The organism is Nocardia sp. NPDC004711 (genome assembly GCF_053601595.1).
Window position 1 is genome coordinate 69,436 of record NZ_JBSGCB010000032.1, and the last position, 19,648, is coordinate 89,083.

The following is a 19,648-nucleotide window of genomic DNA, read 5'->3' on the forward strand; positions in this document are numbered from 1 at the left end:
ATGCCTCCGACGTGGAGGCGGCCCTCGCGGAAGCGCTGGCGCCATTCGAACTCGGGTTCACGCCGGGCGAAGCTGATTTCGCCGCGGGCTGTGACCACGGTGCCGACCATCTGGCGGCGCTGTCGGCTGACACGCTGCTGCTGAGCCTGCCCTGCCATCCAGAACAGTGACGGTGTGCCGATCGTGGAAGCGGGTTGGGCGGAACCTGATTCGCTGCTGGGGATGATCCAGCGTGGGCGGGGTGCAGCGTATGCGGCGGCGCTGGATCAGCGAGAGTTGGCTGCGGAGTATGTGATCGGCTGCATCGTGGATGATCCGCGGTGGGACCATCAGGTCGAGCATCGAGAGTGGCTCTACGCGACGCTGGTCGCCGAATTGGGGATCGATCTGCGGCTCTTGCGCGCCGCGTACGCGCGGCAGATCGATCCGAGCGGCGATTCGGATGCATGGCTCGCGGTCCGGGTGTTCGAGCTGCTTGCGCGCCGCGGGGTGCTGGGCAGCGTGGCCGAGTTGCGGCGCTATCTGCGGACAGGTCGCGACTTCGATGTGGCATTCGGCGCCCTCGTTCCGTTCTTCGAGCATCCGGAGGCCGAGGGGCTACTCGAGGAGGCGCTGGGAGTGGCCGATGACGAGCAGCTTCACTGGGCGATCGAGTGGGATCAGGATTTCTCGGCCGGACCCTGGCCGGTGTGGAAGCGCGCCAGCGCACGGATCGACAGGGTGATTTCCGATGTGGAGCGGAAGCGGGCACGCCTGCCGACAGGGCCGTCCGGGCCGGCGGCGCGCGATGCCGCCGAGCGCGAAAGGATCCTTCGGGTTGCCGCGGAATCCGGTCTCGTTCAAGAGATCTCACCGGCCGGGATCACGGATGAGCTCTGGGAAGGGGTGCTCTGGAACGTCGCACCCACGGTGCTCGCGGAGGGGGCCGCCACGCCGGCTGTGCGGGTCGCGGTGCGCCGGCAGTTGCGGCGGCTGCGGTCACCTCGGGCGTTGGCGTTGGCGTGGGCCCGGGCGCATGCCGACCTGGACGGCTCGATCGGTAGCGCAGCGCTGTCACTGCTCACAGATATCGGCGAAAAGTCAGATGCGCCAAGGTTGTTCGATCATCTGGAGGCCGCCCATGGCGGCGGCAACGACTATATCTATGACCAGTGCAGTCTGGTCGATGCTCTGACCCGGCTCGACCATGTGCCCGCTGTCCCTGTCGTCGAGGCGATCTTCGACTCCACTGTCTACTCCTATCTCAGGATCCGGTGTGCCGAGGCGCTGAGCCGCCTCTCGGCCGAATTCCCGCGCGGCCGGGCCGTCGAATGTCTCACGGATTGTGAAGAACAGATTCGCGCGATCGCGATTGGGCACGTCGATATCTCGGTGCGCGCGGTGCGGGAACGGCTGGGTCTGATCGCTGCGGATCCGATGGAAGGGGACGACAACCGCCTCGCCGCGGCGACAAGGATTTCATAAGAGACCCGCTGGGTGCGGTGGATAACTTCGTCTCACCCAATCAGCCATTCGGGCGGTGGAATTCACACGGAGGTCAGGCATCATGTGGAACGTTCCCAACGGCGGGCGTGGTCTGGTGGCGAAGGCAGCGGCACCGGTGGCCGCGGCCGCGGTCGGGGTGGCGGCCATCGTGCTGGCCGCGGCACCGGCCCAGGCTCAGGCCAATCATCCGAATTCGTGCATCGTGGTGCAGAACCACGCCGGCCGCACCACCACGGTGACCATGAACTACCCGGCGGGCTACAACGGGTCCTGGACGATCTACCCGAACGACCTGAGCTTGCTGCTGTACAACGGTGAGCCGGTGCAGTCGCCGACGGGTGATTTCAACATCCAGAAGGACTCGGACCTGCAGACGGTGTGGAACTACGACCCCAACCGCGACACCAACCGCGGCTGCAACGGCTCCTGGGTCGTCACCCTGAACTGACCAGGGTCAGCGCCGATCGGCGATGACGATATGACCGTCGGCGCGGACCGAGGTGCGTTTGCCCTCGATTCCCGCCTCGACCGCGACCGATTGCAGGTCGCGGTCGGCTGTGACGGAGAAGCCGTGCTCGGCCAGCAATGCGGCCATCGCCGCGGGAGTCCAGCTCGAACGCTGCGGTTCACCGGCCATGGGATTGGTGCGGCCGGAGACGGACAGCAACAGCTCCATGGCCTTGCGGCCGTAGTGGTACACCCGATTGGGGGTCGGGTAGGTGATGATCAAGCGGCTGCCGGGGGCACTGCGCTTCGCCACCTCGGTGACGGTCTCGGCGACCTCGGCGGGCGTCAGGTAGGGGACGACGCCCTCCCAGATCCAGGTGGTGGGGCGTGTCTCGTCGTGGCCGGCGGTGGTGAGGGCGGCGCCGAGGGAGTCCTTACCGAAATCGACCGGGACGAAACGGACGTCAGCCAGCGCTTCCCGCTCCCCGAGCCGTTCCCGCTTCTCGGCCTGCGACGCCGGATGATCCACCTCGAACACGGCGACTCCCGCCAGTTCGGGCATGCGCCAGGCACGCGCGTCCAGCCCCGCGCCGAGAATCACCAGCTGCGGATGCGCACTCTCGCGCACCGCATCATCGATGGCGACCGTGCGGGCCGCCAGCACTTCCGAAGTGGCGGAGAGCAATTCGTACTCCATCCGCGCGCCGAATCCCTTCGGCACCGCGCCCGCGCGCACGAGATCGACCAGCTCACGTTCGCCGTCGACCAATAGTTCGACCGCGACCGGGTCGGAGAACCGCCCGACGCCCATTCGCCCGTCCGCCACGGCGCGGCCCTGGCAGACCAGGACCGCTGTCCGACTCGCTGCACGCTCGGTCACCGGTTCATTATCGGCGCTGCGGCCATGGTTCGCCCGCCGCCGGGTCGATCCGGGATTCGCGCCAGAGCGGGCTGTCGACGAAGTGATTGTCGAAACGCTCCTGGGTGCGCAGGATTTCGAGCGGATCGCCGTCGCCGCGGCGGAGCCGCTCACCCATCCGGAAATATTCGAAGCGTTCGATGCCGGGCGTGAACACGATCAACACGTCGGCCGCCGAATCGGCGGGGGCGGCCCAGGCATGCACCATGGCGGGCGGAACCAGCAGGAAATCCCCCTCGCCCATGGTGAGGATCTCCTCCCCGGCCAGCACCCGCAGCGTGCCACCCAGCAGGAAGAACAGTTCCGCGGATGTGGTGTGGAAGTGCGGCGGCGGGCCGTCGGTACCGGCGGGCAGGACCGCGCGGTTGGCGCTGAGCTTTCCGCCGGTCATATCGTGGTCGGCATACAGGTGCACGCCCAGGCCCGGCAGCTGTTCGGCCTCGCCGGCCCGGATGAACAGGGCGCGGTCCGCGCCGGAGGGTGTGGTGGTCATGGTCGGTCTCCTCGGCCCCGGGGACCCTCCCCGGACGACACAACAGAGGCACGGTGACCGCGAACTGTGACATGGGTGCGGGTTTCGGTGACACGGAACACGATCCGGGCCACCATGTCACAGTTTCCGGGCCGCCCGGCTCTTCGGTGGCGAGAGAAGGGAGACGAATCATGACGGCACAGCCACCGCACGCGGCCTCCGACGAGGTCACCGCGCGCTTTCTCGACTACCGTGAACTGCTGTTCGCGGTCGGATACAACATGCTCGGCAGCGTCGCCGATACCGAAGACGTGCTCCAGGAAGCCTGGCTGGCGTGGGCGGCGCGGCACCGGGACCCCGCCGCGGCACCGGTCGACAATGCCCGCGCCTACCTGGTCCGGGTGGTCGCCAATCACGCCCTGGCGCGGCGCACCGAGATCGGCAAACGACGCGAAACCTATGTCGGCCCTTGGCTTCCCGAACCGCTGGTCACCACCGAGGACGAGGTGTCCGGCGTCGTGGAACGCAAGGAATCGCTGTCCATGGCGGTCCTCGTGGTCCTGGAAACCCTGTCCCCGCTGGAGCGCGCGGTCTTCGTCCTGCACGATGTGTTCGGCTTCGGCCACCCCGAGATCGCGGCCATGCTCGACCGTTCCCCCACCGCGGTCCGCCAGCTCGCCTCCCGCGCCCGCAAGCACATCCACGAGCGCCGGCCTCGCCGGCGAGATCAGCACTTCCCGGCCGGGCTGAGCGAGCGCCTGGCCGAGGCCACCCTGCGCGGTGACCTCGCCACCATGCTCGAGGTCCTCGCCCCCGATGTCACCCTGTGGACCGACAGCGGCGGCGCGGGGCGGGCCCAGAGCCTGGAACCCGTCCACGGCCGCGACCGGGTCGCCGCGGTCTTCATGGCGGTGGCCGCCGACCTCCCCGCCGGGCACCTAGCCATTCGCTACCGCTGGGTGGCCGAAGACCCCTGCGTCCTGGTGTTCTCCGACGAGAGCCCCTTGGCGGCCGTCGTCGTCGACCTGGACCCGGCCGGTACCCGAATCCAGACGATCTACTCGATCACCAACCCGCACAAGCTATCCCGGATCACCTGATGGGCACGCCGGACGGCCACCGCAGCGGGGGCACGCAGACGGGCACGGTGAGCATGGACCCGGCAACGCGGGCACTCCCGGACGCAGGCCGGAGGGTCGCGGGGCACAGCCGAGCACGTGACCGGACTGCGTCGAGCTGCTCGATCACGAACCCGCGCAGGCTTTTCCGAATCAGCTCGGTCCGGCCGGGGCGGATCGGCCGGGTCGCAGTGCGGCTGTCACGACGACCGTGGCGTAGGAGGCGGTGAAGGTGCCGCCGAGAGCGTCGATGGCCGCGCCGATGCCGTCGAGGACAGCGGTGAGGGTGTCGGGTGGGGCCTGGGTGAGGGTGCCGTGGGTGGGGATCTGGTCGAGCCATTCGTCGCGGGTGTAGGTGCGGCGCCAATCGAACTGCCACTGCTCGGGGTCGGTGAAGGCTCCGGATTCGCGGATCCCCTTGGCCACCGTGTCGAGTATCGGCTGGTAGATCTCGAGGGCGGGGCGGTCCGCGACCCGCGCGACGGGTGTGTCCGGCAGCAGGCGGCGATAGACCGCGGCGAAGGCGGCCGCCGCGTCGGGCGGCAGCTGGGCGAGAGGCCAGAAGGCGGCGAGCCGGCCGCCGGGGCGCAGGATCTGCGCCGCCCGGGCCGTGCCCCGCACCGGATCGACCCAGTGCCACGCGGTTCCGGCGATCACCGTGTCGAAGGTGCGGCCGGCCGGATCCCACTCCTCGAAGGTGCCGACCTCCACGTCGACGCCGGTTTCGCGAGCGAAATCGGCCATGCGGGCGTCGGGTTCGACGCCGAGCACCGAGCATCCGGCATCGCGGAACTGTCTGGTCGCAATGCCGGTTCCGCAGCCGACGTCGAGGACGTCCTTGCCGGGGCTTGCCGCGAGGATGCGCTCGATCATGGTGGCCGGATACGCCGGGCGGGTGCGGTCATAGCGGGCGGCGTCGATACCGAACGACTCCGCGATGTGCCGGGCTCGATGGGGGCTCTGGTCTGCGGGTTCGGGGCCAGAGGGCGGTAGAGTGACCATGTGCCCACTCTAAGTGGGCGCTTGCCCACTCCGCAAATGGATTGGGTCCGGCCGACATGAAAGGAGTGCGGGGTGCCCACCGGGGTGGCCATTCGGAATGCACGGGAGCAGTTGTTCGACGCGGCCGAGCGGATTCTGTTGCGAGACGGGCCGAGCGGGCTGACGAGCCGGTCGGTCACCGCCGAGGCCGGGTGCGCGAAAGGCGTACTACACCGGCATTTCGCCGACTTCGACGGGTTCCTCGCCGAGCTGGTCGAGGACCGGATCGTCCGGGTGGAGCGGCTCGGCGCCGCACTGCGCGACCGAGCCGGGGAGGCCACGGTGCCGGGCAACCTCACCGAGGCACTGACCGCGGTGTTCGAGACGGTGGCGGTGGCCATCGTCAGCCTGGTCACCTATCGGGACGAGCTGCGCGCCCGGCTGCGGCAGCGCCGGCCGGTCGGTGTCCCCGTCCTGACCGAGGCCACCGAGCTGATCGCCGGATACCTCGCCGCCGAGGTCGACACCGGCCGCCTCGCGGCCACCTGCGACACCGATCTACTCGCTCGCACGCTGATCGGATCGGGACACCTGCTCTTCGCCGACCGCACCGCGGCCCGGCCCGAGACCGAGGCAGTGCACGCCATGGTGACCGCGATCCTGGGTGGCGCGCTGACGTCCTGAAACACCGAGACACGGACGGGTGAAAGTCTCACTGCGAGAACACCCTTGACACCGTCGGGGCCGCCCGGAAATTTGACCCTGCAGTTCAGGTCACCCGCACGAAAGGTCTCCCACCGCAGTGAGCATCGACCACACGACCCTGTCCCCCGCCGAGGTCGTCGCCGCGCTGTGCGCCGAATGGCGTACCGGCACACCGGAATCCATCGCCGAGTTCTTCACCGAGGACGCCGTCTACCACAACATTCCGATGCAACCGTTCGTCGGCAAGGCCGCGATCCTGGAGTTCCTGCGCGGCTTCATCGGCGCGTTCGGCGGCATCGACTTCACCATCCACCACCAGGCCGTCACCGGCACTGTCGTGCTCAACGAGCGCACCGACCGGTTCACCCTCGGCGACAACCACATCGAGCTGCCGGTGACCGGCGTGTTCGAGGTCCGCGACGGCCGGATCGCCGCGTGGCGCGACTACTTCGACATGGCCCCGTTCACCGCCCTGCAGCAGGGCGCGTAGGGTTCAGAAGCTCTGCCAGGAGGGCTTGTTCGCCACCGCGAACCGGTAGTAGTCGGCGGCCTTCAGGCGCGCCGCCGCGTCCGGGTCCACGATGACCGTGACGTGCGGGTGCATCTGCAGGATCGACGCCGGGCAGAACGCGGAGAGCGGGCCCTCCACCGCGGCGGCGACCGCCTCGGCCTTGCCCGCGCCGGTGGCGATCATGAGCAGATGGCCGGCGTCGCCGATGGTTCCGAGGCCCTGGGTGAGGACGTGGGTGGGCACCTGCGCCAGGTCGTCGTCGAAGAAGCGGGCATTGTCCTCGCGGGTCGTCGGGGTCAGGGTCTTGACCCGGGTGCGCGAGCGCAGCGAGGAGCCCGGCTCGTTGAAGCCGATGTGCCCGTTCGCGCCGATGCCCAGGATCTGCACGGCGATGGGCCCGTTCTCGGCGATGGCGTGTTCGTAGGCGGCCGCGGCCGCCGGGATGTCGGCGGCATTGCCGTCGGGGCTGTGGACGTCGGTGTCGGCGAAGTCGACGTGCGCGGTGAACTCGTCACGGATGAATCGCCGGTAGGACTGCGGATGTCCCGGCGGCAGGCCGATGTACTCGTCGAGCAGGAACGCCTGCACGCCCGCGAAACTCAGGCCCTCCTCGCGATACTGCCGGATGAGCTCCCGGTAGGCGCCCAGCGGTGAGGAGCCCGTGGCCAGCCCGATGGCGCGGGCGCCCCGGCGCACGTGGTCGGCCATGATGCGGCCGGCCAGCACGCCGGCCTCGGCCGCGTTGTCGGTGATCACGAGTTCCATGGCGCTCCATCCTTGTACACGGTCACGGGGTTGAGGTGATGGTCTGCCACCAGGACGTCGGCGCGCATACCCGCAGCCAGCGCGCCGATGTCGTCGGCCATGCCGAGCAGGCGGGCCGGGGTGACACACGCGGCGGTGGCCGCCGCGGTGAGCTCGACGCCCGCGTGGAAGACGGTGCGGCGCAGCACTTCCGCGGCGGTGGCGGTGCCGCCGGCGATGGCGCCCTCCCCATCCGGGTCGTAGATGCGCGAGATGCCTTCCCGTACCACGACGTCCAGGCTGCCGAGCTGGTAGCGCCCGTCGGGTTGCCCGGCGGCGGCCATGGCGTCGGTGATGAGGGCCAGATTGTCGGGACCGATGGTGTCGAAGACCATGCGCACGGTGCCGTCGGCCAGGTGCACGCCGTCGCCGATGACCTCGGCCACCACATCCCCGCGTCCCGCCGCGGCCATGGCGGCGGTGAGGAAGTTGGCGTCGCGGTGCGCCAGCTCGGGCATGGCATTGAACAGGTGGGTGATGGACACCCGGCCGCCGCGGCGCATGGCGTGCACGGACTGCGCGTAGTCGGCGACGGTGTGCCCCAGGGAGAGAATCACATTCGCGTCGGCGAGCACGTCCGCGAGGGCGTCGAAGTTCGCCGTCTCCGGGGCCACGGTCACCGACACGACGCGGCCGCCCGCGTAGTCGAGAAGCCGCTCCAGCAATGCCGGATCACCGGCGATGATCCGATCGGGATCGTGGGCGCCGCGCCGGTGCTCGCTGATGAACGGGCCTTCGAGGTGGATGCCCGCCAGCAGGCCGTCGTCGATGGCCTTGCCGAGCACGTCGATACGGTCGCGCAGTTCGGCCTCGGTGGCGGAGACGAGGGAGGCGACCAGCGTGGTGGTGCCGCGGCGGCGATGGAAGTTCGCGGCAGCGGCCACGCCCTCGGGATCGGTTTCCGGGAAGCCGAATCCGCCGCCGCCGTGACAGTGCACGTCGATCAGCCCCGGCAGGATGATCGGCGGCTCGTCCGGCAGGTCCGGCAGGTCACCGCCGAATCCCGTTGCCGGGCCCACATAGTCGAGGCGCGTCCCGTCGAACGACACCACCCCGTCGGCGAGCTCGCCCGCCTCGGTGAGAGTGACGACCCGGCCGCGCAGGGTGGTCGTCACGTATCTCGCCCCAATGCCCGGCGCGCGGCCTGGTGCGCGTCGTCGGCGGTGCGGGCCGACAGCACCGCCGCCGCCGCCGCTCTGCACTGCTCCAGGGTGACCTCGCCGAGCTGGGCCCGGACGCCCGCGATCGAGCGGGGTGCCATGGACAGCGTCTCGACGCCGAGACCCACCAGCACACAGGCGAATTCGGGATTCGACGCGGATTCGCCGCAGACGCCGACCTTGACGCCGTGCTTGCGCGCCCCGGTCACCGTCGTGGCGACGGTCGCGGCCAGCGCGGGCTGCCACGGATTGTGCAGCGCCGCCAGCGACGACGCCATGCGGTCCGCGCCGAACAGGTACTGCGACAGGTCGTTGGTACCGATGGAGAAGAAGTCCACCTCCGCGCCGAGCTGCTCCGAACACAGTGCGGCGGCGGGGATTTCGATCATGATGCCGCAGGTGCCGATCCCGGCGTCGCGGGCGCGGCCGGCGAAGTACCCCGCCTCCTCCGCGGTGGCGACCATCGGCGCCATCACCTGTACCGGCGTGCCGGCCTGCCTGGCCGCGGTGTCGATGGCCGTGAGCTGGTCGAGCAGCGCCCCCTCATCGACGCTGCTCAACCGCAGACCGCGCACGCCCAGTGCCGGGTTCTCCTCATCGGGCAGGTCGAGGAACGGCAGCGGTTTGTCGGATCCGGCATCGAGGGTGCGGACCGTGACGGGCCGGTCGCCCATGACTCGGAAGATCTCGGCGTACTGATCGGTCTGCTCGGCCACCGTCGGTGCCGACTTGCGGTCCAGGAACAGGAATTCGGTCCGGAACAGGCCGACCCCCTCGGCGCCGAGTTCGACCGCCAGCCGCGCATCGGCCACGGAGCCGACATTGGCCAGCAGCGGTACGGCGTGCCCGTCCGCGGTCCGGCCCGGACCGGTCGGCGCGGCCGCCTGCCGGGCGCGCAGCGCGAGCACTTCCTCGCGACGCGCCGCAGGCGGCTCGACCTCGACCACGCCGGCCGTGCCGTCCAGCACGACTTCGGTGTCGTCGGCGATCCCGGCCGCGTCCGGTGCGGCGACCACGGCCGGAATACCCAGCGCCTTGGCCAGAATGGCGGTGTGCGAGGTCGGCCCGCCCGCCACCGTGAGCAGCCCGATGACCCGCTCCGGGTCCAGCGTCGCGGTATCGGCGGGCGCCAGATCCTGCGCGGCGAGCACGAAAGGCGTTGCACTGTCCGGGATCCCGGGCGGATCCACCCCGAGCAGCTCGGCCACCACCCGCTGGCCCACATCGCGCAGATCCGAGGCCCGTTCGGCCATCATGCCGCCGAGCGCGGCCAGCTGCGCCCCGAAATGCGCCACCGCCTCGGTCACCGAGTGCGCGGTCGGCGTCCCGCCCCGGATCTCGGCGCGCACCTGATCCAGCAGTGCCGGATCCGCGGCCAGCGCCGAGGTCATGAACAGGATGTCCGCCGCCGGGCCCTGCGCGTCGAGGGCCTGCGCGGAATACCGGCCGGCGACCGTCTCGAAAGCGGCCTCCGCGCGGGCGATTTCGGCCTCGACGTCACTCCCGGGCGCGTCGTCCCGGCTGGTGACCGGCGCGGGCGCCAGCCACTTCACCGATCCGACGGCGATTCCGGGAGCGGCGGCGACACCGCGCACCTCACGCGTCAAGATCTGTCTCCAGCATCGCGACCAGCGTATCGAGGGCCGCGTCGGCGCCGTCCTCGGCGTGCAGGGTGACGGTGTCGCCCTGCTTCACGCCCAGGGTCATCACCTGCAGCAGGCTGTTGGCGGCGACGGGGTCCTTGTCGCCGACCGAGATCTGGACGGGGACACCGGCTTCCCCGGCGGCCTTGGCGAACAGGGCAGCAGGACGGGCGTGCAGTCCGGTCTCGGACGCGACTACGGCGGTGCGGGTGATCATGCTGCGATGTTCTCCTTCTCGAACTCGGTCTCGTCCGGTTCCCGGCCGGGTGTCGGCAGGTTCCAGCGCTTGATGATGAAGCTGAAGGTGACGTAGTACAGGGCCGCGTAGCCGAGTCCGATCGGGATCAGCAGCAGCGGATGGGTGGCCTTGCCGAAGTTCAGCAGATAGTCGATGGCACCGGCCGAGAAGGTGAACCCGTCGTGGATCCCGAGCGCATTGGTGAGCGCCAGCGAGGTACCGGTGAAGAACGCGTGGATCACCAGCAGCGGCCAGGCCACGAAGATGAACGAGAACTCCAGCGGCTCGGTGATGCCGGTCAGGAACGCGGTCAGACCGGTGGACAGCATGATGCCGCCGATCATCTTGCGGTGCTCGGGGCGGGCGTGGCGCCAGATGGCGATGGCCGCGGCGGGCAGGCCGAACATCATGATCGGGAAGAAGCCGGTCATGAAGGTGCCGGCCGAGGGGTCGCCGGCCAGGAAGCGCGGGATGTCGCCGTGCGCGCCGTGGTAGTCGCCGATGACGAACCAGACCACCGAGTTGATGATGTGGTGCAGGCCCAGCGGCAGCAGCATGCGGTTGGCGAAGCCGAAGATGCCGCCGCCCGCGACCGAGTTGTCGGCGACGGTGGTGCCCAGCCAGGTCAGCGCGGAATTGAAGGCGGGGTAGATGAACGACATGAGCACCCCGATCACGACGGCCGCGCACGCGGTCAGGATCGGCACCAGCCGGCGCCCGGAGAAGAAGCCCAGGTAGTCGGGTAGCTGGGTGCGGTGGAAGCGCTGCCACAGCGCGGCCGTGGTCAGGCCCATCACGATGCCGCCGAGGACGCCGAAGTTGACGAGCTGTGCGGCCGGGGCCTTTGCGACGTCGACGACCGGACAGTTCCAGTGCGCCGCCCGGAACAGCCAGCCCAGGACCGGGCCGCAGCTGCCGTCCAGCACCACCGGTGACATGGCCTTGAGGACACCGGTGAAGGCGAGGTAGCCGACCACCGCCGCGAGCGCGGTGGAACCGTCGGCCTTTTTCGCCCAGCCGATGGCGATGCCGACCGCGAACAGCAGCGGCAGGTTGTCGATGAGGGTGCCGCCCGCCCCGGCGAGCACGGCGGCGGCGGACCGCAGCGGCGAGAACCGGCCGAGCATGTCGTCCTGTCCTAGTCGGAGCAACAGTCCGGCAGCGGGTAGCGTGGCGATCGGCAGCATCAAGCTGCGGCCGAGCTTCTGCAGTCCGGATAAATCGAGCTTCTTGCGGGAGCTCTCGACGGCATCGGCCATGGATGGTCCTCAGTCTGTGAATGGAGTCACGCGTACTGTTCACGATCAGCTAGCGTCACTGGTTATAACCAGACATATACTGGTTATAACCAGCTTTGTCTACTCGACACGCACGGAGGAAAAATGTCGAAAGTGGATCAGATCATCGCCGGACTGGGTGGGGCTGACAACATTGTCGAGGTGGAAGGCTGCATCACCCGCCTGCGCTGCGAGGTGAAGGATGCGAACCTGGTCGACGAGAAGGCACTGAAGGCCGCCGGCGCCCACGGCGTTGTCAAGATGGGTGACGCGGTTCAGGTCGTGGTCGGGCCGAGCGCCGATGCCCTGGCCGAAGACATCAACGACATTATCTGACCGCCATGAGCACCGAGATTCTCGCACCGCTCGACGGCCGTGCCATGCCCCTGTCCGAAGTTCCCGATCCGGTCTTCTCGGCCGAGATGGTGGGCGCGGGCGTGGCCATCGAACCCCTCGACACCGATGCCGCCACCACCGTGGTCGCCCCGGTCACCGGATCGCTGGTGAAGCTGCACCCGCACGCCGCGGTCATCGTCACCGACGACGGCACCGGCGTGCTGCTGCACGTCGGCATCGACACCGTCGGCAAGCCGGATCTCTTCGAGGTGAAGGCCACCGAGGGCGATCGGATCGCCGCGGGTGATCCGCTGATCGTCTTCTCCCCCAACGCCGTTCGCCGCCTCGGCCTGAGCGCGGCCGTGCCGGTGGTGGTCATGGACAGCAGCCCGGGATCGGCGCGGGACGCACTTACCGGCGCGGTCACCACGGGCTCGGTGCTGTTCTCGATGTGAGACGGGAAAGACTCCGCACCAGACCGGAAAAGAATTGAGCCGCTGCCCGATCGGGCGGCGGCTCGTTCATTGTCGGCAGGCCGGTCAGCTGTCCTCGGCCGAGACGGTCATGTAGACCTGGTACCGATCGGCCCGGTACCAGGACTGCGCGTGCTCCACGGCCCGGTCGCGCGAATACGAGATCCGGTCGAAAGCCAGTAGCGGCGAACCGGTTTCGGTGCCCAGCCAGCCCGCGTGCCGCTCGTCGGCGGCCACCGCGCGCACGCTCTGCTCAGCCCGGTCGATCGGGCAGTCGTACTCGCGGGAGAACAGCGCGTAGAGCGACTGCGTCAGTTCGTGATCCAGCAGTTCCGGCAGCAGATCGGCGCGGTACCAGCCGTCGTCGATGGACATGGGCAGCCCGTCGGCCAGCCGCAGCCGAACCAGGTGGTACGCCTTGGTATTCGCGGTCAGCCCCAGCGCCGTCGCCGAGGCCGGGGGCGGCACCGCATGATCGGTGTGCAGCACCACCGTGCTCGGGGTGCGGCCCAGCCGGCGCATGTCGTCGGTGAACGAGGCCATGTGCAGCCGGGAACGGGCCACCCGCTCGGCCACGAAGGTGCCCTTGCCGGGGACGCGGGTGATGACGCCTTCGGATTCGAGCTGGCCCAGGACTTCGCGCACGGTCATGCGGCTGACCCGGTAGTCGTCGCACAACTGGCGTTCGCTGGGCAGCATCTCACCGGGACGCAGATTCGCGCACAGGGTGGTGAGCGCCGAACGCAGTTGCGCTTGCTTGGTCACGCGCCCTGACACGTCGATCCGGTCCTTTCCGCCCCCGCCGGCTGCGGGCGCGGTCACTTCTCGTTGCGCGCCTTGGGGAATCGCTTCTGGTGTGCGACCCAGCCTGCCATCTTGGCCCAGTGGCCCTTCGCCGGGGTGACCTTGGAGATGAGCTCGCGGTCCCACTCCTCGGTCTCGGACAGGCCGTTCACGGTCTCCACGAGGGACTTGGCGGCCGCCATGGACCCGACGACACGGTCGCCCAGGACGCCGTCGGCGCCGACCAGTGTGATGCGGACGCCGACGCGGCCGATGGGCTGCAGCACCGCGGTCGCGGAACCGCCGTGCTCGGCGACGAATCCCTTCACGGAATCCACGACGGACGGCGACAGCTTCTCGGATGCCGGGGCGGTGGTAGCGCTCATGCGCTGCAGTTTACCCACGGGTAATTCAGCGTCCATGAACCGCCGCACATCTCACACTCCGCGAGCCGCCGCGCACCGCGTAGCCGCGGCGATGTCAGACTGATTCCATGCGCGCCATCCAGGTTTCCGAGCACGGCGGTCCCGAAGTCCTGCGGTACGTGGAGGTGCCGGACCCGCAGGCCGGGCCCGGGCAGTTGCTGGTGCGGACGCAGGCGAGCGGAATCAACTTCATCGACACCTACATTCGGACCGGGCGGTACCCGCAGGCGGTGCCCTACATTCCGGGAGCCGAGGGCAGCGGTGTGGTCACCGCGGTCGGGCCCGACGTCACCGAGTTCCGGGTCGGGGACCGGGTGGCGTGGGCGGCCGCGCCGGCCAGTTACGCCGAGCAGGTGGTCGTGCCTGCGGCCGTGGCGATTCCGGTGCCGGACGGGGTGGACGCGCCGGTGGCGGCGTCGGCGCTGTTGCAGGGCATGACGGCGCACTATCTGATCGAGTCGATCTACCGGCCCGAGCCCGGCGAGAGCGTGCTGGTGCACGCCGGGGCCGGTGGTGTCGGGCTGATCCTGACGCAGCTGCTGGCGGCGCGCGGGGTCCGGGTGATCACCACGGTGTCGACCGACGACAAGGAGAAATTGTCGCGGGACGCCGGGGCGGCCGAGGTGCTGCGCTATGACGAGGACGTCGCGGCGCGGGCACGGGAGCTGACCGACGGGGCGGGCGTCGCCGCGACCTATGACGGCGTCGGCGCCTCCACCTTCGAGTCCAGCCTGGCGGCCACCCGGATTCGCGGCATGGTGGCGCTGTTCGGCGCGGCCAGCGGGCCGGTGCCGCCGTTCGATCTGCAGCGGCTCAATCCGCTGGGCTCGCTGTTCGTGACCCGTCCGACGCTGGCGCACTACACCCGGGATCGGGCCGAATTGCTGTGGCGCGCAGGCGACATCATGAACGCCATCGCCGACGGCACGCTGCACATCCGGGTCGGCGGCAGCTATCCGCTGGCGCAGGCCGAGCAGGCGCACCGGGATCTGGAGGGACGCCGGACCACCGGTTCGATCGTGTTGGTGCCCTGAGGTTTTCGTCAGTCGAGATCGCGGCCGGTGAGGCCGCGGTAGACGAATCGGGTGAGGGCGTCCACGGCCTGCTCGTCGGTGAGCGCCAGACCGCCCTCCTCCACCGCCTGCAACAGGCCGGTGGCCGAGACGAACATCATCGCCAGGCTGGCGTCGGCGGAGCCGGGTAGGCGCAGGCCGGCGGGGACGAAACGGTCGAGGTGGTCGGCCACCTCGTCGCGCTGCTCGGTGGCGAAACGCGCTGCGATGCGGGCGAAGTCGTCATTGACCAGGGCCGCCTGCTGGACGGCGCGCAGCACCGGCCAGTTCGTGCGGGCGAAGGACCAGTAGCTCGCGATGTGATAGCGCACCGACTCCGGGTCGGTGAAGTCGGCGGTGTGCGCCGGGTCCTCGGCGGAGGTATCGCTCTCGTCGGCAAGGTCTTTCAGCAGCGACTGGAGCAGCTCCTCCTTGCTCGCGAAGTGGTTGTAGAACGAGCCCGCGGCCCGGCCGGCGGCCGCGGTGATGTCGGTGATCTTGGTGTTGAGGTAGCCGCGGTCGGCGAACAGCTGCCGGGCGGCGTGCTTGAGCGCCTGTTCGGTCTCGGCCGACTTCTCACTGCGGCGGGCTGCCACCATCCACCTCCTTGACAGCGGAAGGTACCACCCACAATACTGAATCCACATTCAGTGAATTTCGATTCAGTATTGGAGTTGCCATGAATCCGCAGGTCCTCGTCGCGGGAGCCGGGCCGACCGGGCTCGCCCTCGCCATCGATCTGGCGCGTCGCGGCATCGGGGTCCGCATTGTCGACAAGGCCGGGGAGTTCTTCGCCGGGTCGCGCGGGGACGGGCTGCAGCCGCGCACCCTCGAGGTGTTCGACGATCTCGGGGTGCTCGACGCGGTGCTCGCACAGGGCGCGCCGCAGGCGCCGCTACTGGTGCACCTGGACGGGCAGTTCGTGATGGAGCGGCGGATGAGCGCCTGGCGGGAGCCCACATCCGCGGTGCCGCACCCGAATCCGTGGGTACTGGCCCAGGCCGACACCGAGCGGGTGCTGCGCGAGCGGCTGGCCGAGTTCGGGGTCCGCGTCGAAACAGCCACGGCCGTGGCCGATTTCAGCGCCGACGGCGACGGGGTGACCGTGCTCCTCGAGCACGCGGGTGCGACCGAGACCGTGCGGGCCCGCTATCTGGTCGGTGCGGACGGCGGGCGCAGCATCGTCCGCAAGACGCTCGGGATTCCCTTCGAGGGCACCACCGACGAGTCGATCCGCATGCTGCTCGGGGACGTGTGCGCGGAGGCGCTCGATCACTCGGTCGGGTACTGGTTCGCCGACTCCTCATCCCCCATGGACGGCATCGCACTGATGCCGCTGCCGGGTGGGCGGAAGTTCCAGTTCGCGACCGGCCTGAACACCGAGTCCGGTACCGAGCTGGCGGACCTGCAGGACCATCTCACGCGGCGTTCCCGCCGTGACGACATCATCCTCAGCGACCTGACCTGGTCGACGGTGTGGCGGCCGAATGTCCGTCTCGCACAGCGGTATCGGGCCGGGCGGGTGTTGCTGGCCGGGGACGCCGCGCACGTGCATCCGCCGACCGGCGGGCAGGGGCTCAACACCGGCGTGCAGGACGCCTACAACCTCGGCTGGAAACTCGAAGCCGCGCTGCGTCATCCGGGACCCGCGAGCGAGGCGCTGCTGGACAGCTACGAGTCCGAGCGCCGCACCGTGGCCGCACGGATCCTCGGGTTGAGCAGCGAGCTGCTCGACAAGACCGTGAAGGGCGATCCGGATGCCATGGATCGCGAGGGCACCCATCAACTCGACATCAGCTACCGGGAGACCGGCGACGACGCGGCGGGGCTCCGGGGAGGCGATCGCGCCCCCGACGCACCCCTGGTCGATGCCAACGGAAAGACCGTGCGGCTGTTCGACCTGTTCCGCGGTCCGCACGCCACGCTGTTGCTGTTCGGCGCGGACACGACGGCCGATCAGGCCGGATCCCTCGCGACGGACCTGCGGACCGTGCGCGTGGTGCGGCCGGAATCCGCCTCCGGCAATGGTGAATTCACCGACGCCGCGGGGGACGCGCAGCGGGCCTACGACGCGGCCGACGACAGCTGGGTGCTCGTCCGTCCCGACGGATATGTCGGATCTCGTAGCACGCCTACCGAGCGGTAACTGCCGGAGTTCACATCCCGGGCGTATCGGGGCGAAAGCCCCTGGGATCCCGAGTCCCGGGCCGACCGTGCAGAATGATCATGCTGCCGCGCAAGACGATTCGCTGAGACCGTACATTTTCGGCCACACGAGGGTGCCGCGACCCCGTAAGGTGGTCGCGGCGAGGGTTCGGGCGGCCGGCAGGTAGAGGCGCATCGGTCAGAGGTGGTTCTGGGATGTTGGTGAAGGTCCGTAACGACGACCCGTCGCGGCTGTCGAGCACCGAACGCACCGTGGTGAACTGGCTCAAATCCTGGAGCGGGCCGCACGCCGTGCCCGGTATCGCGATCGTGCAGTGCCAGGACGCCGATGTGGTGGTGTGGACGCCGCAGACCTGCGTGGTGGTCGGCGTGCACGGGTTCACCGAGCGGGTGACCGGGACCCTGGCGTGCGCACAGGATCAGCCGTGGACCGTGGACGGCAAGCCCGCACCCATCGACGGGGACGCCGATCCGCTGGAGCGGGTGCGCCGCCAGACCGTGGACCTCGCCGGGCAATTGCGCTCCGCACCGGGACGCGAGCATGTACCGGTCAGCGGGCTGGTGCTGCTGGTGCCGCAGCTGGGCAGTCGCGTGAAACTGGAGAAGGGCGCGCTGCCCACCGGTATCGACGTGCTGATCGGCGACGGGCCGTCCTCGCTGCGCGCCTATTTCACCACGCTGGCCGAGGGCGCCCCGGCGTCGTGGGATGCGGGACAGGTCGGGCAGGCGCTGGGGGCGCTCGGCTTCGCCGCCGCCGCAACCTATTCCGATCTGGTGTCGGAGGGATTCCCGGTACCGGACTCGGCACGCGACGCTCCCCTGCCGTTCGCGAACCGGCCGACCGAGGTGATGGTGCCGTCGGTCCCGTCGGTGCCCGTCCATTCCGGCGAGGGCACGGGCGGGAGCGGCCCGGCCGAGCCGGGACCCGCTGCCGAATCCGCGAGCGGCGGTGATCGTGCTGTCGTACAGCAGGATCCGGCGCGCCGTAGCGTGGGCAGTGCCGCCGCGGCCGCGATCGCGGGTGCTACCTCGGCGACCGCGGCCGAGCGGGCCTACCGCGCGCTGGCGGGCAGGTCCGAGCCGAAGGCGCCGAGCCGGGGCACGCCACCGCCTCCGACACCGATCCCGGGCGCGGCGCCGGCCGGGCGGCCGACGCCGCCCACCCAGCCCCTGCCCGCACCGCCCGGTGCGCCGCAGTTCGGGCAACCGCCGCAGCCGCGTCAACCCGCGCCGCCCGGTTTCGGGCCGGGCCCCCAATCCTGGCCGCAGCCAGGTCCTTCCGGTCCGTCGCAGGAGCGTGAGAGGTTCCCGCTGTGGAACGATCGGCAGGCCACGAGCGGGAACGGGCAGAAGCGTCGCAAGGATCTGCCGATCATCGGCGGCCTGGTGCTGGCGGTGATCATCCTGGTGATCGCCATCGCCTGCACGGGCCGGACCACGCCCACACCCAGCAAACAGCAGCCGCCGCACTCCACGGTCGTCCAGGCGACCACCACGACGCACTCGGTGGACCCGACGCTGCCGTCGACGACCATCGCGCCCGCCTGTTTCCCGTTGCAGCCCTGCAACTGACCGCTCCCCCGCGCCGGAATCCGGTGCGGGGCTGGGGGGAAGCCGGAAGGTCTCCACCCCGGCCGTGGTGCCGAGGATCAGCACGCCGTTCCCGACCGCGGGGGTGGCGGAGGGCGGAATCGGCCCGGTTCCGTGCTGTACTCCGCCATCGTGACACACCGCCGCGGAGCCACCGATGAATTCCGCCGCGCGGTACCGTCCCTACCGATATGACCGCACACATCCTCGAAACACCCGAAGCCGATCTCGCCTACGACCTGCTGGGGCCCGCGCCGTCCGCGAGCGCGCACCGGCCGCTCATGATGATCGGCCAGCCCATGACCGCCGACGGATTCGCCACGCTGGCTTCGTATTTCCCGGAGCGGACCGTGATCACCTACGACCCGCGCGGGCTCGGCCGCAGCGTCCGCAAGGACGGGCGCACCGACAATTCGCCGACCGTCCAGGCCGAGGATGTGCACGCGCTGATCACCGCGCTCGGCGTGGGCCCGGTGGACCTGTTCGCCAGCAGTGGCGGCGCGGTCACCGCGCTGGCCCTGGTCGCCGCGCATCCGGACGATGTGGCCACACTGGTGGCGCACGAGCCGCCCATGATCCCGGTGCTGCCCGACGCGGCGGCCGCCGAGCGCGCCCGCGCCGCGGTCCGCGACGCCTACCAGGCCAAGGGATCCTTCGCGGGCATGGCGGCGTTCATCGCCTGGACCTCGTGGCAGGGCGAGCTCACCGACGCCTACTTCGCCCAGCCGCCGGCCGATCCGGCCATGTTCGGCATGCCCACCATCGACGACGGCACCCGCGGCGACCCGCTGCTGTCGGAAGCCTCCTGGGCGGTGACCGACTATGCCCCCGATGTCGCGGCGCTGCAGGCGGCGAGCACGCGGGTGCTGATCGCCGTGGGCGAGGAGTCCAAGGGCGTCTTCACCGGCCGCACCGCCGAGGCCACCGCGGCCATCCTGGGCAGCAGCCCGGTCGTGTTCCCCAGTCACCACGGCGGATTCACCGGTCCCGACGGCGGCTACCCGGGGCAGCCGGAGGCCTTCGCCGACCGACTGCGCGAGGTCCTCGACGAGAGCTGACGGGC

General features: G+C 70.0%; 23 protein-coding genes. 12 read left to right on the plus strand and 11 right to left on the minus strand.

Translation table 11 applies throughout. From position 1 onward, the window contains the following. Positions 1-11: 11 nt before the first annotated feature. The 3 genes from ACWEKS_RS29685 (at position 12) to ACWEKS_RS29695 (ending at position 1,933) form a co-directional block, all read left to right on the plus strand. Complete coding sequence (locus ACWEKS_RS29685) at positions 12-170, plus strand: hypothetical protein (protein WP_452343133.1); 159 nt, start codon at positions 12-14, stop codon at positions 168-170. Positions 171-174: 4 nt separating this feature from the next. Further along, on the plus strand, positions 175-1,464 hold the full coding sequence (locus ACWEKS_RS29690) for a hypothetical protein (protein WP_452343134.1): 1,290 nt from the start codon (positions 175-177) through the stop codon (positions 1,462-1,464). 82 nt (positions 1,465-1,546) lie between these two features. Beyond that, on the plus strand, positions 1,547-1,933 hold the full coding sequence (locus ACWEKS_RS29695) for a hypothetical protein (protein WP_452343135.1): 387 nt from the start codon (positions 1,547-1,549) through the stop codon (positions 1,931-1,933). A 6-nt stretch (positions 1,934-1,939) separates the two neighbouring features. Here ACWEKS_RS29695 and ACWEKS_RS29700 read toward each other — a convergent pair whose 3' ends face one another. Both ACWEKS_RS29700 and ACWEKS_RS29705 read right to left on the minus strand, forming a co-directional pair. After that, positions 1,940-2,812 carry a class I SAM-dependent methyltransferase gene (locus tag ACWEKS_RS29700; RefSeq protein ID WP_452343136.1) on the minus strand — a complete coding sequence of 291 codons (873 nt, stop codon included), beginning with the start codon at positions 2,810-2,812 and terminating at the stop codon, positions 1,940-1,942. A gap of 7 nt (positions 2,813-2,819) precedes the next feature. After that, positions 2,820-3,344, minus strand: a complete 525-nt coding sequence (locus tag ACWEKS_RS29705; RefSeq protein ID WP_452343137.1) for a cupin domain-containing protein — start codon at positions 3,342-3,344, stop codon at positions 2,820-2,822. 170 nt (positions 3,345-3,514) lie between these two features. On the opposite strand from ACWEKS_RS29705, the gene ACWEKS_RS29710 reads away from it, so the two are divergent. Further along, the gene (locus ACWEKS_RS29710; RefSeq protein WP_452343138.1) at positions 3,515-4,423 is read left to right on the plus strand and encodes a sigma-70 family RNA polymerase sigma factor; all 909 of its coding nucleotides are present in this window, start codon (positions 3,515-3,517) and stop codon (positions 4,421-4,423) included. Between the two features lie 171 nt (positions 4,424-4,594). On the opposite strand, the gene ACWEKS_RS29715 is transcribed toward ACWEKS_RS29710, so the two are convergent. Next, positions 4,595-5,443: a class I SAM-dependent methyltransferase gene (locus ACWEKS_RS29715; RefSeq protein WP_452343139.1), complete on the minus strand. Its 849-nt coding sequence runs from the start codon at positions 5,441-5,443 to the stop codon at positions 4,595-4,597. A 72-nt stretch (positions 5,444-5,515) separates the two neighbouring features. Between ACWEKS_RS29715 and ACWEKS_RS29720 the strand changes: the two genes are divergently transcribed. After that, positions 5,516-6,106, plus strand: coding sequence for a TetR/AcrR family transcriptional regulator (locus ACWEKS_RS29720; protein WP_452343140.1), 591 nt, complete (start codon positions 5,516-5,518; stop codon positions 6,104-6,106). A gap of 139 nt (positions 6,107-6,245) precedes the next feature. After that, positions 6,246-6,617: a limonene-1,2-epoxide hydrolase family protein gene (locus ACWEKS_RS29725; protein ID WP_452343175.1), complete on the plus strand. Its 372-nt coding sequence runs from the start codon at positions 6,246-6,248 to the stop codon at positions 6,615-6,617. Between the two features lie 3 nt (positions 6,618-6,620). On the opposite strand, the gene nagB is transcribed toward ACWEKS_RS29725, so the two are convergent. From nagB to ACWEKS_RS29750, 5 genes are read right to left on the minus strand one after another with little or no spacing between them, the layout of a single operon-like run. After that, a complete protein-coding gene (gene nagB / locus ACWEKS_RS29730; protein WP_452343141.1) occupies positions 6,621-7,403 on the minus strand; it encodes a glucosamine-6-phosphate deaminase in 783 nt (260 codons plus the stop codon). Then, positions 7,391-8,557 (minus strand): N-acetylglucosamine-6-phosphate deacetylase, encoded by a 1,167-nt coding sequence (locus tag ACWEKS_RS29735; protein WP_452343142.1) that lies wholly within the window; start codon positions 8,555-8,557, stop codon positions 7,391-7,393. Before ACWEKS_RS29735 ends, nagB begins: the two co-directional genes overlap by 13 nt. Next, positions 8,554-10,209 carry a phosphoenolpyruvate--protein phosphotransferase gene (gene ptsP / locus ACWEKS_RS29740; protein ID WP_452343143.1) on the minus strand — a complete coding sequence of 552 codons (1,656 nt, stop codon included), beginning with the start codon at positions 10,207-10,209 and terminating at the stop codon, positions 8,554-8,556. Before ptsP ends, ACWEKS_RS29735 begins: the two co-directional genes overlap by 4 nt. Beyond that, positions 10,199-10,462 carry an HPr family phosphocarrier protein gene (locus ACWEKS_RS29745; RefSeq protein ID WP_364612775.1) on the minus strand — a complete coding sequence of 88 codons (264 nt, stop codon included), beginning with the start codon at positions 10,460-10,462 and terminating at the stop codon, positions 10,199-10,201. The genes ptsP and ACWEKS_RS29745 overlap by 11 nt, the downstream gene beginning before the upstream one ends. Beyond that, positions 10,459-11,742 carry a PTS transporter subunit EIIC gene (locus ACWEKS_RS29750; protein ID WP_452343144.1) on the minus strand — a complete coding sequence of 428 codons (1,284 nt, stop codon included), beginning with the start codon at positions 11,740-11,742 and terminating at the stop codon, positions 10,459-10,461. Before ACWEKS_RS29750 ends, ACWEKS_RS29745 begins: the two co-directional genes overlap by 4 nt. Positions 11,743-11,865: 123 nt before the next feature. Here ACWEKS_RS29750 and ACWEKS_RS29755 point away from each other — a divergent pair, with 123 nt between their 5' ends. Together ACWEKS_RS29755 and ACWEKS_RS29760 are read left to right on the plus strand one after the other, a co-directional pair. Further along, positions 11,866-12,096, plus strand: a complete 231-nt coding sequence (locus ACWEKS_RS29755; protein ID WP_452343145.1) for a glucose PTS transporter subunit EIIB — start codon at positions 11,866-11,868, stop codon at positions 12,094-12,096. A 5-nt stretch (positions 12,097-12,101) separates the two neighbouring features. Beyond that, a complete protein-coding gene (locus tag ACWEKS_RS29760; RefSeq protein WP_452343146.1) occupies positions 12,102-12,551 on the plus strand; it encodes a PTS sugar transporter subunit IIA in 450 nt (149 codons plus the stop codon). Between the two features lie 84 nt (positions 12,552-12,635). On the opposite strand, the gene ACWEKS_RS29765 is transcribed toward ACWEKS_RS29760, so the two are convergent. Both ACWEKS_RS29765 and ACWEKS_RS29770 read right to left on the minus strand, forming a co-directional pair. After that, a complete protein-coding gene (locus tag ACWEKS_RS29765; RefSeq protein ID WP_379401876.1) occupies positions 12,636-13,391 on the minus strand; it encodes a GntR family transcriptional regulator in 756 nt (251 codons plus the stop codon). Beyond that, the gene (locus ACWEKS_RS29770) at positions 13,388-13,738 is read right to left on the minus strand and encodes a hypothetical protein (RefSeq protein WP_379387206.1); all 351 of its coding nucleotides are present in this window, start codon (positions 13,736-13,738) and stop codon (positions 13,388-13,390) included. The genes ACWEKS_RS29765 and ACWEKS_RS29770 overlap by 4 nt, the downstream gene beginning before the upstream one ends. Positions 13,739-13,845: 107 nt before the next feature. Between ACWEKS_RS29770 and ACWEKS_RS29775 the strand changes: the two genes are divergently transcribed. Further along, positions 13,846-14,811, plus strand: a complete 966-nt coding sequence (locus tag ACWEKS_RS29775; RefSeq protein ID WP_452343147.1) for a quinone oxidoreductase family protein — start codon at positions 13,846-13,848, stop codon at positions 14,809-14,811. 8 nt (positions 14,812-14,819) lie between these two features. Here ACWEKS_RS29775 and ACWEKS_RS29780 read toward each other — a convergent pair whose 3' ends face one another. Further along, positions 14,820-15,428 (minus strand): TetR/AcrR family transcriptional regulator, encoded by a 609-nt coding sequence (locus ACWEKS_RS29780; protein ID WP_452343148.1) that lies wholly within the window; start codon positions 15,426-15,428, stop codon positions 14,820-14,822. Between the two features lie 80 nt (positions 15,429-15,508). Between ACWEKS_RS29780 and ACWEKS_RS29785 the strand changes: the two genes are divergently transcribed. The 3 genes from ACWEKS_RS29785 to ACWEKS_RS29795 all read left to right on the plus strand — a co-directional run bounded on the left by ACWEKS_RS29785 (position 15,509) and on the right by ACWEKS_RS29795 (position 19,643). Further along, on the plus strand, positions 15,509-16,975 hold the full coding sequence (locus tag ACWEKS_RS29785) for an FAD-dependent monooxygenase (RefSeq protein WP_452343149.1): 1,467 nt from the start codon (positions 15,509-15,511) through the stop codon (positions 16,973-16,975). 215 nt (positions 16,976-17,190) lie between these two features. Then, on the plus strand, positions 17,191-18,567 hold the full coding sequence (locus ACWEKS_RS29790) for a hypothetical protein (protein ID WP_452343150.1): 1,377 nt from the start codon (positions 17,191-17,193) through the stop codon (positions 18,565-18,567). 209 nt (positions 18,568-18,776) lie between these two features. Next, the gene (locus ACWEKS_RS29795; RefSeq protein ID WP_452343151.1) at positions 18,777-19,643 is read left to right on the plus strand and encodes an alpha/beta fold hydrolase; all 867 of its coding nucleotides are present in this window, start codon (positions 18,777-18,779) and stop codon (positions 19,641-19,643) included. Positions 19,644-19,648 lie beyond the last annotated feature (5 nt).

Excerpts from the sequence above, each read along its gene's own strand:
- ACWEKS_RS29695 (WP_452343135.1), top strand. The coding sequence starts at position 1,547 with ATGTGGAACGTTCCCAACGGCGGGCGTGGTCTGGTGGCGAAGGCAGCG.
- ACWEKS_RS29705 (WP_452343137.1), bottom strand. The coding sequence starts at position 3,344 with ATGACCACCACACCCTCCGGCGCGGACCGCGCCCTGTTCATCCGGGCC.
- ACWEKS_RS29710 (WP_452343138.1), top strand. The coding sequence starts at position 3,515 with ATGACGGCACAGCCACCGCACGCGGCCTCCGACGAGGTCACCGCGCGC.
- ACWEKS_RS29715 (WP_452343139.1), bottom strand. The coding sequence starts at position 5,443 with ATGGTCACTCTACCGCCCTCTGGCCCCGAACCCGCAGACCAGAGCCCC.
- nagB (WP_452343141.1), bottom strand. The coding sequence starts at position 7,403 with ATGGAACTCGTGATCACCGACAACGCGGCCGAGGCCGGCGTGCTGGCC.
- ACWEKS_RS29745 (WP_364612775.1), bottom strand. The coding sequence starts at position 10,462 with ATGATCACCCGCACCGCCGTAGTCGCGTCCGAGACCGGACTGCACGCC.
- ACWEKS_RS29750 (WP_452343144.1), bottom strand. The coding sequence starts at position 11,742 with ATGGCCGATGCCGTCGAGAGCTCCCGCAAGAAGCTCGATTTATCCGGA.
- ACWEKS_RS29755 (WP_452343145.1), top strand. The coding sequence starts at position 11,866 with ATGTCGAAAGTGGATCAGATCATCGCCGGACTGGGTGGGGCTGACAAC.
- ACWEKS_RS29760 (WP_452343146.1), top strand. The coding sequence starts at position 12,102 with ATGAGCACCGAGATTCTCGCACCGCTCGACGGCCGTGCCATGCCCCTG.
- ACWEKS_RS29770 (WP_379387206.1), bottom strand. The coding sequence starts at position 13,738 with ATGAGCGCTACCACCGCCCCGGCATCCGAGAAGCTGTCGCCGTCCGTC.
- ACWEKS_RS29775 (WP_452343147.1), top strand. The coding sequence starts at position 13,846 with ATGCGCGCCATCCAGGTTTCCGAGCACGGCGGTCCCGAAGTCCTGCGG.
- ACWEKS_RS29780 (WP_452343148.1), bottom strand. The coding sequence starts at position 15,428 with ATGGTGGCAGCCCGCCGCAGTGAGAAGTCGGCCGAGACCGAACAGGCG.
- ACWEKS_RS29785 (WP_452343149.1), top strand. The coding sequence starts at position 15,509 with ATGAATCCGCAGGTCCTCGTCGCGGGAGCCGGGCCGACCGGGCTCGCC.
- ACWEKS_RS29790 (WP_452343150.1), top strand. The coding sequence starts at position 17,191 with ATGTTGGTGAAGGTCCGTAACGACGACCCGTCGCGGCTGTCGAGCACC.
- ACWEKS_RS29795 (WP_452343151.1), top strand. The coding sequence starts at position 18,777 with ATGACCGCACACATCCTCGAAACACCCGAAGCCGATCTCGCCTACGAC.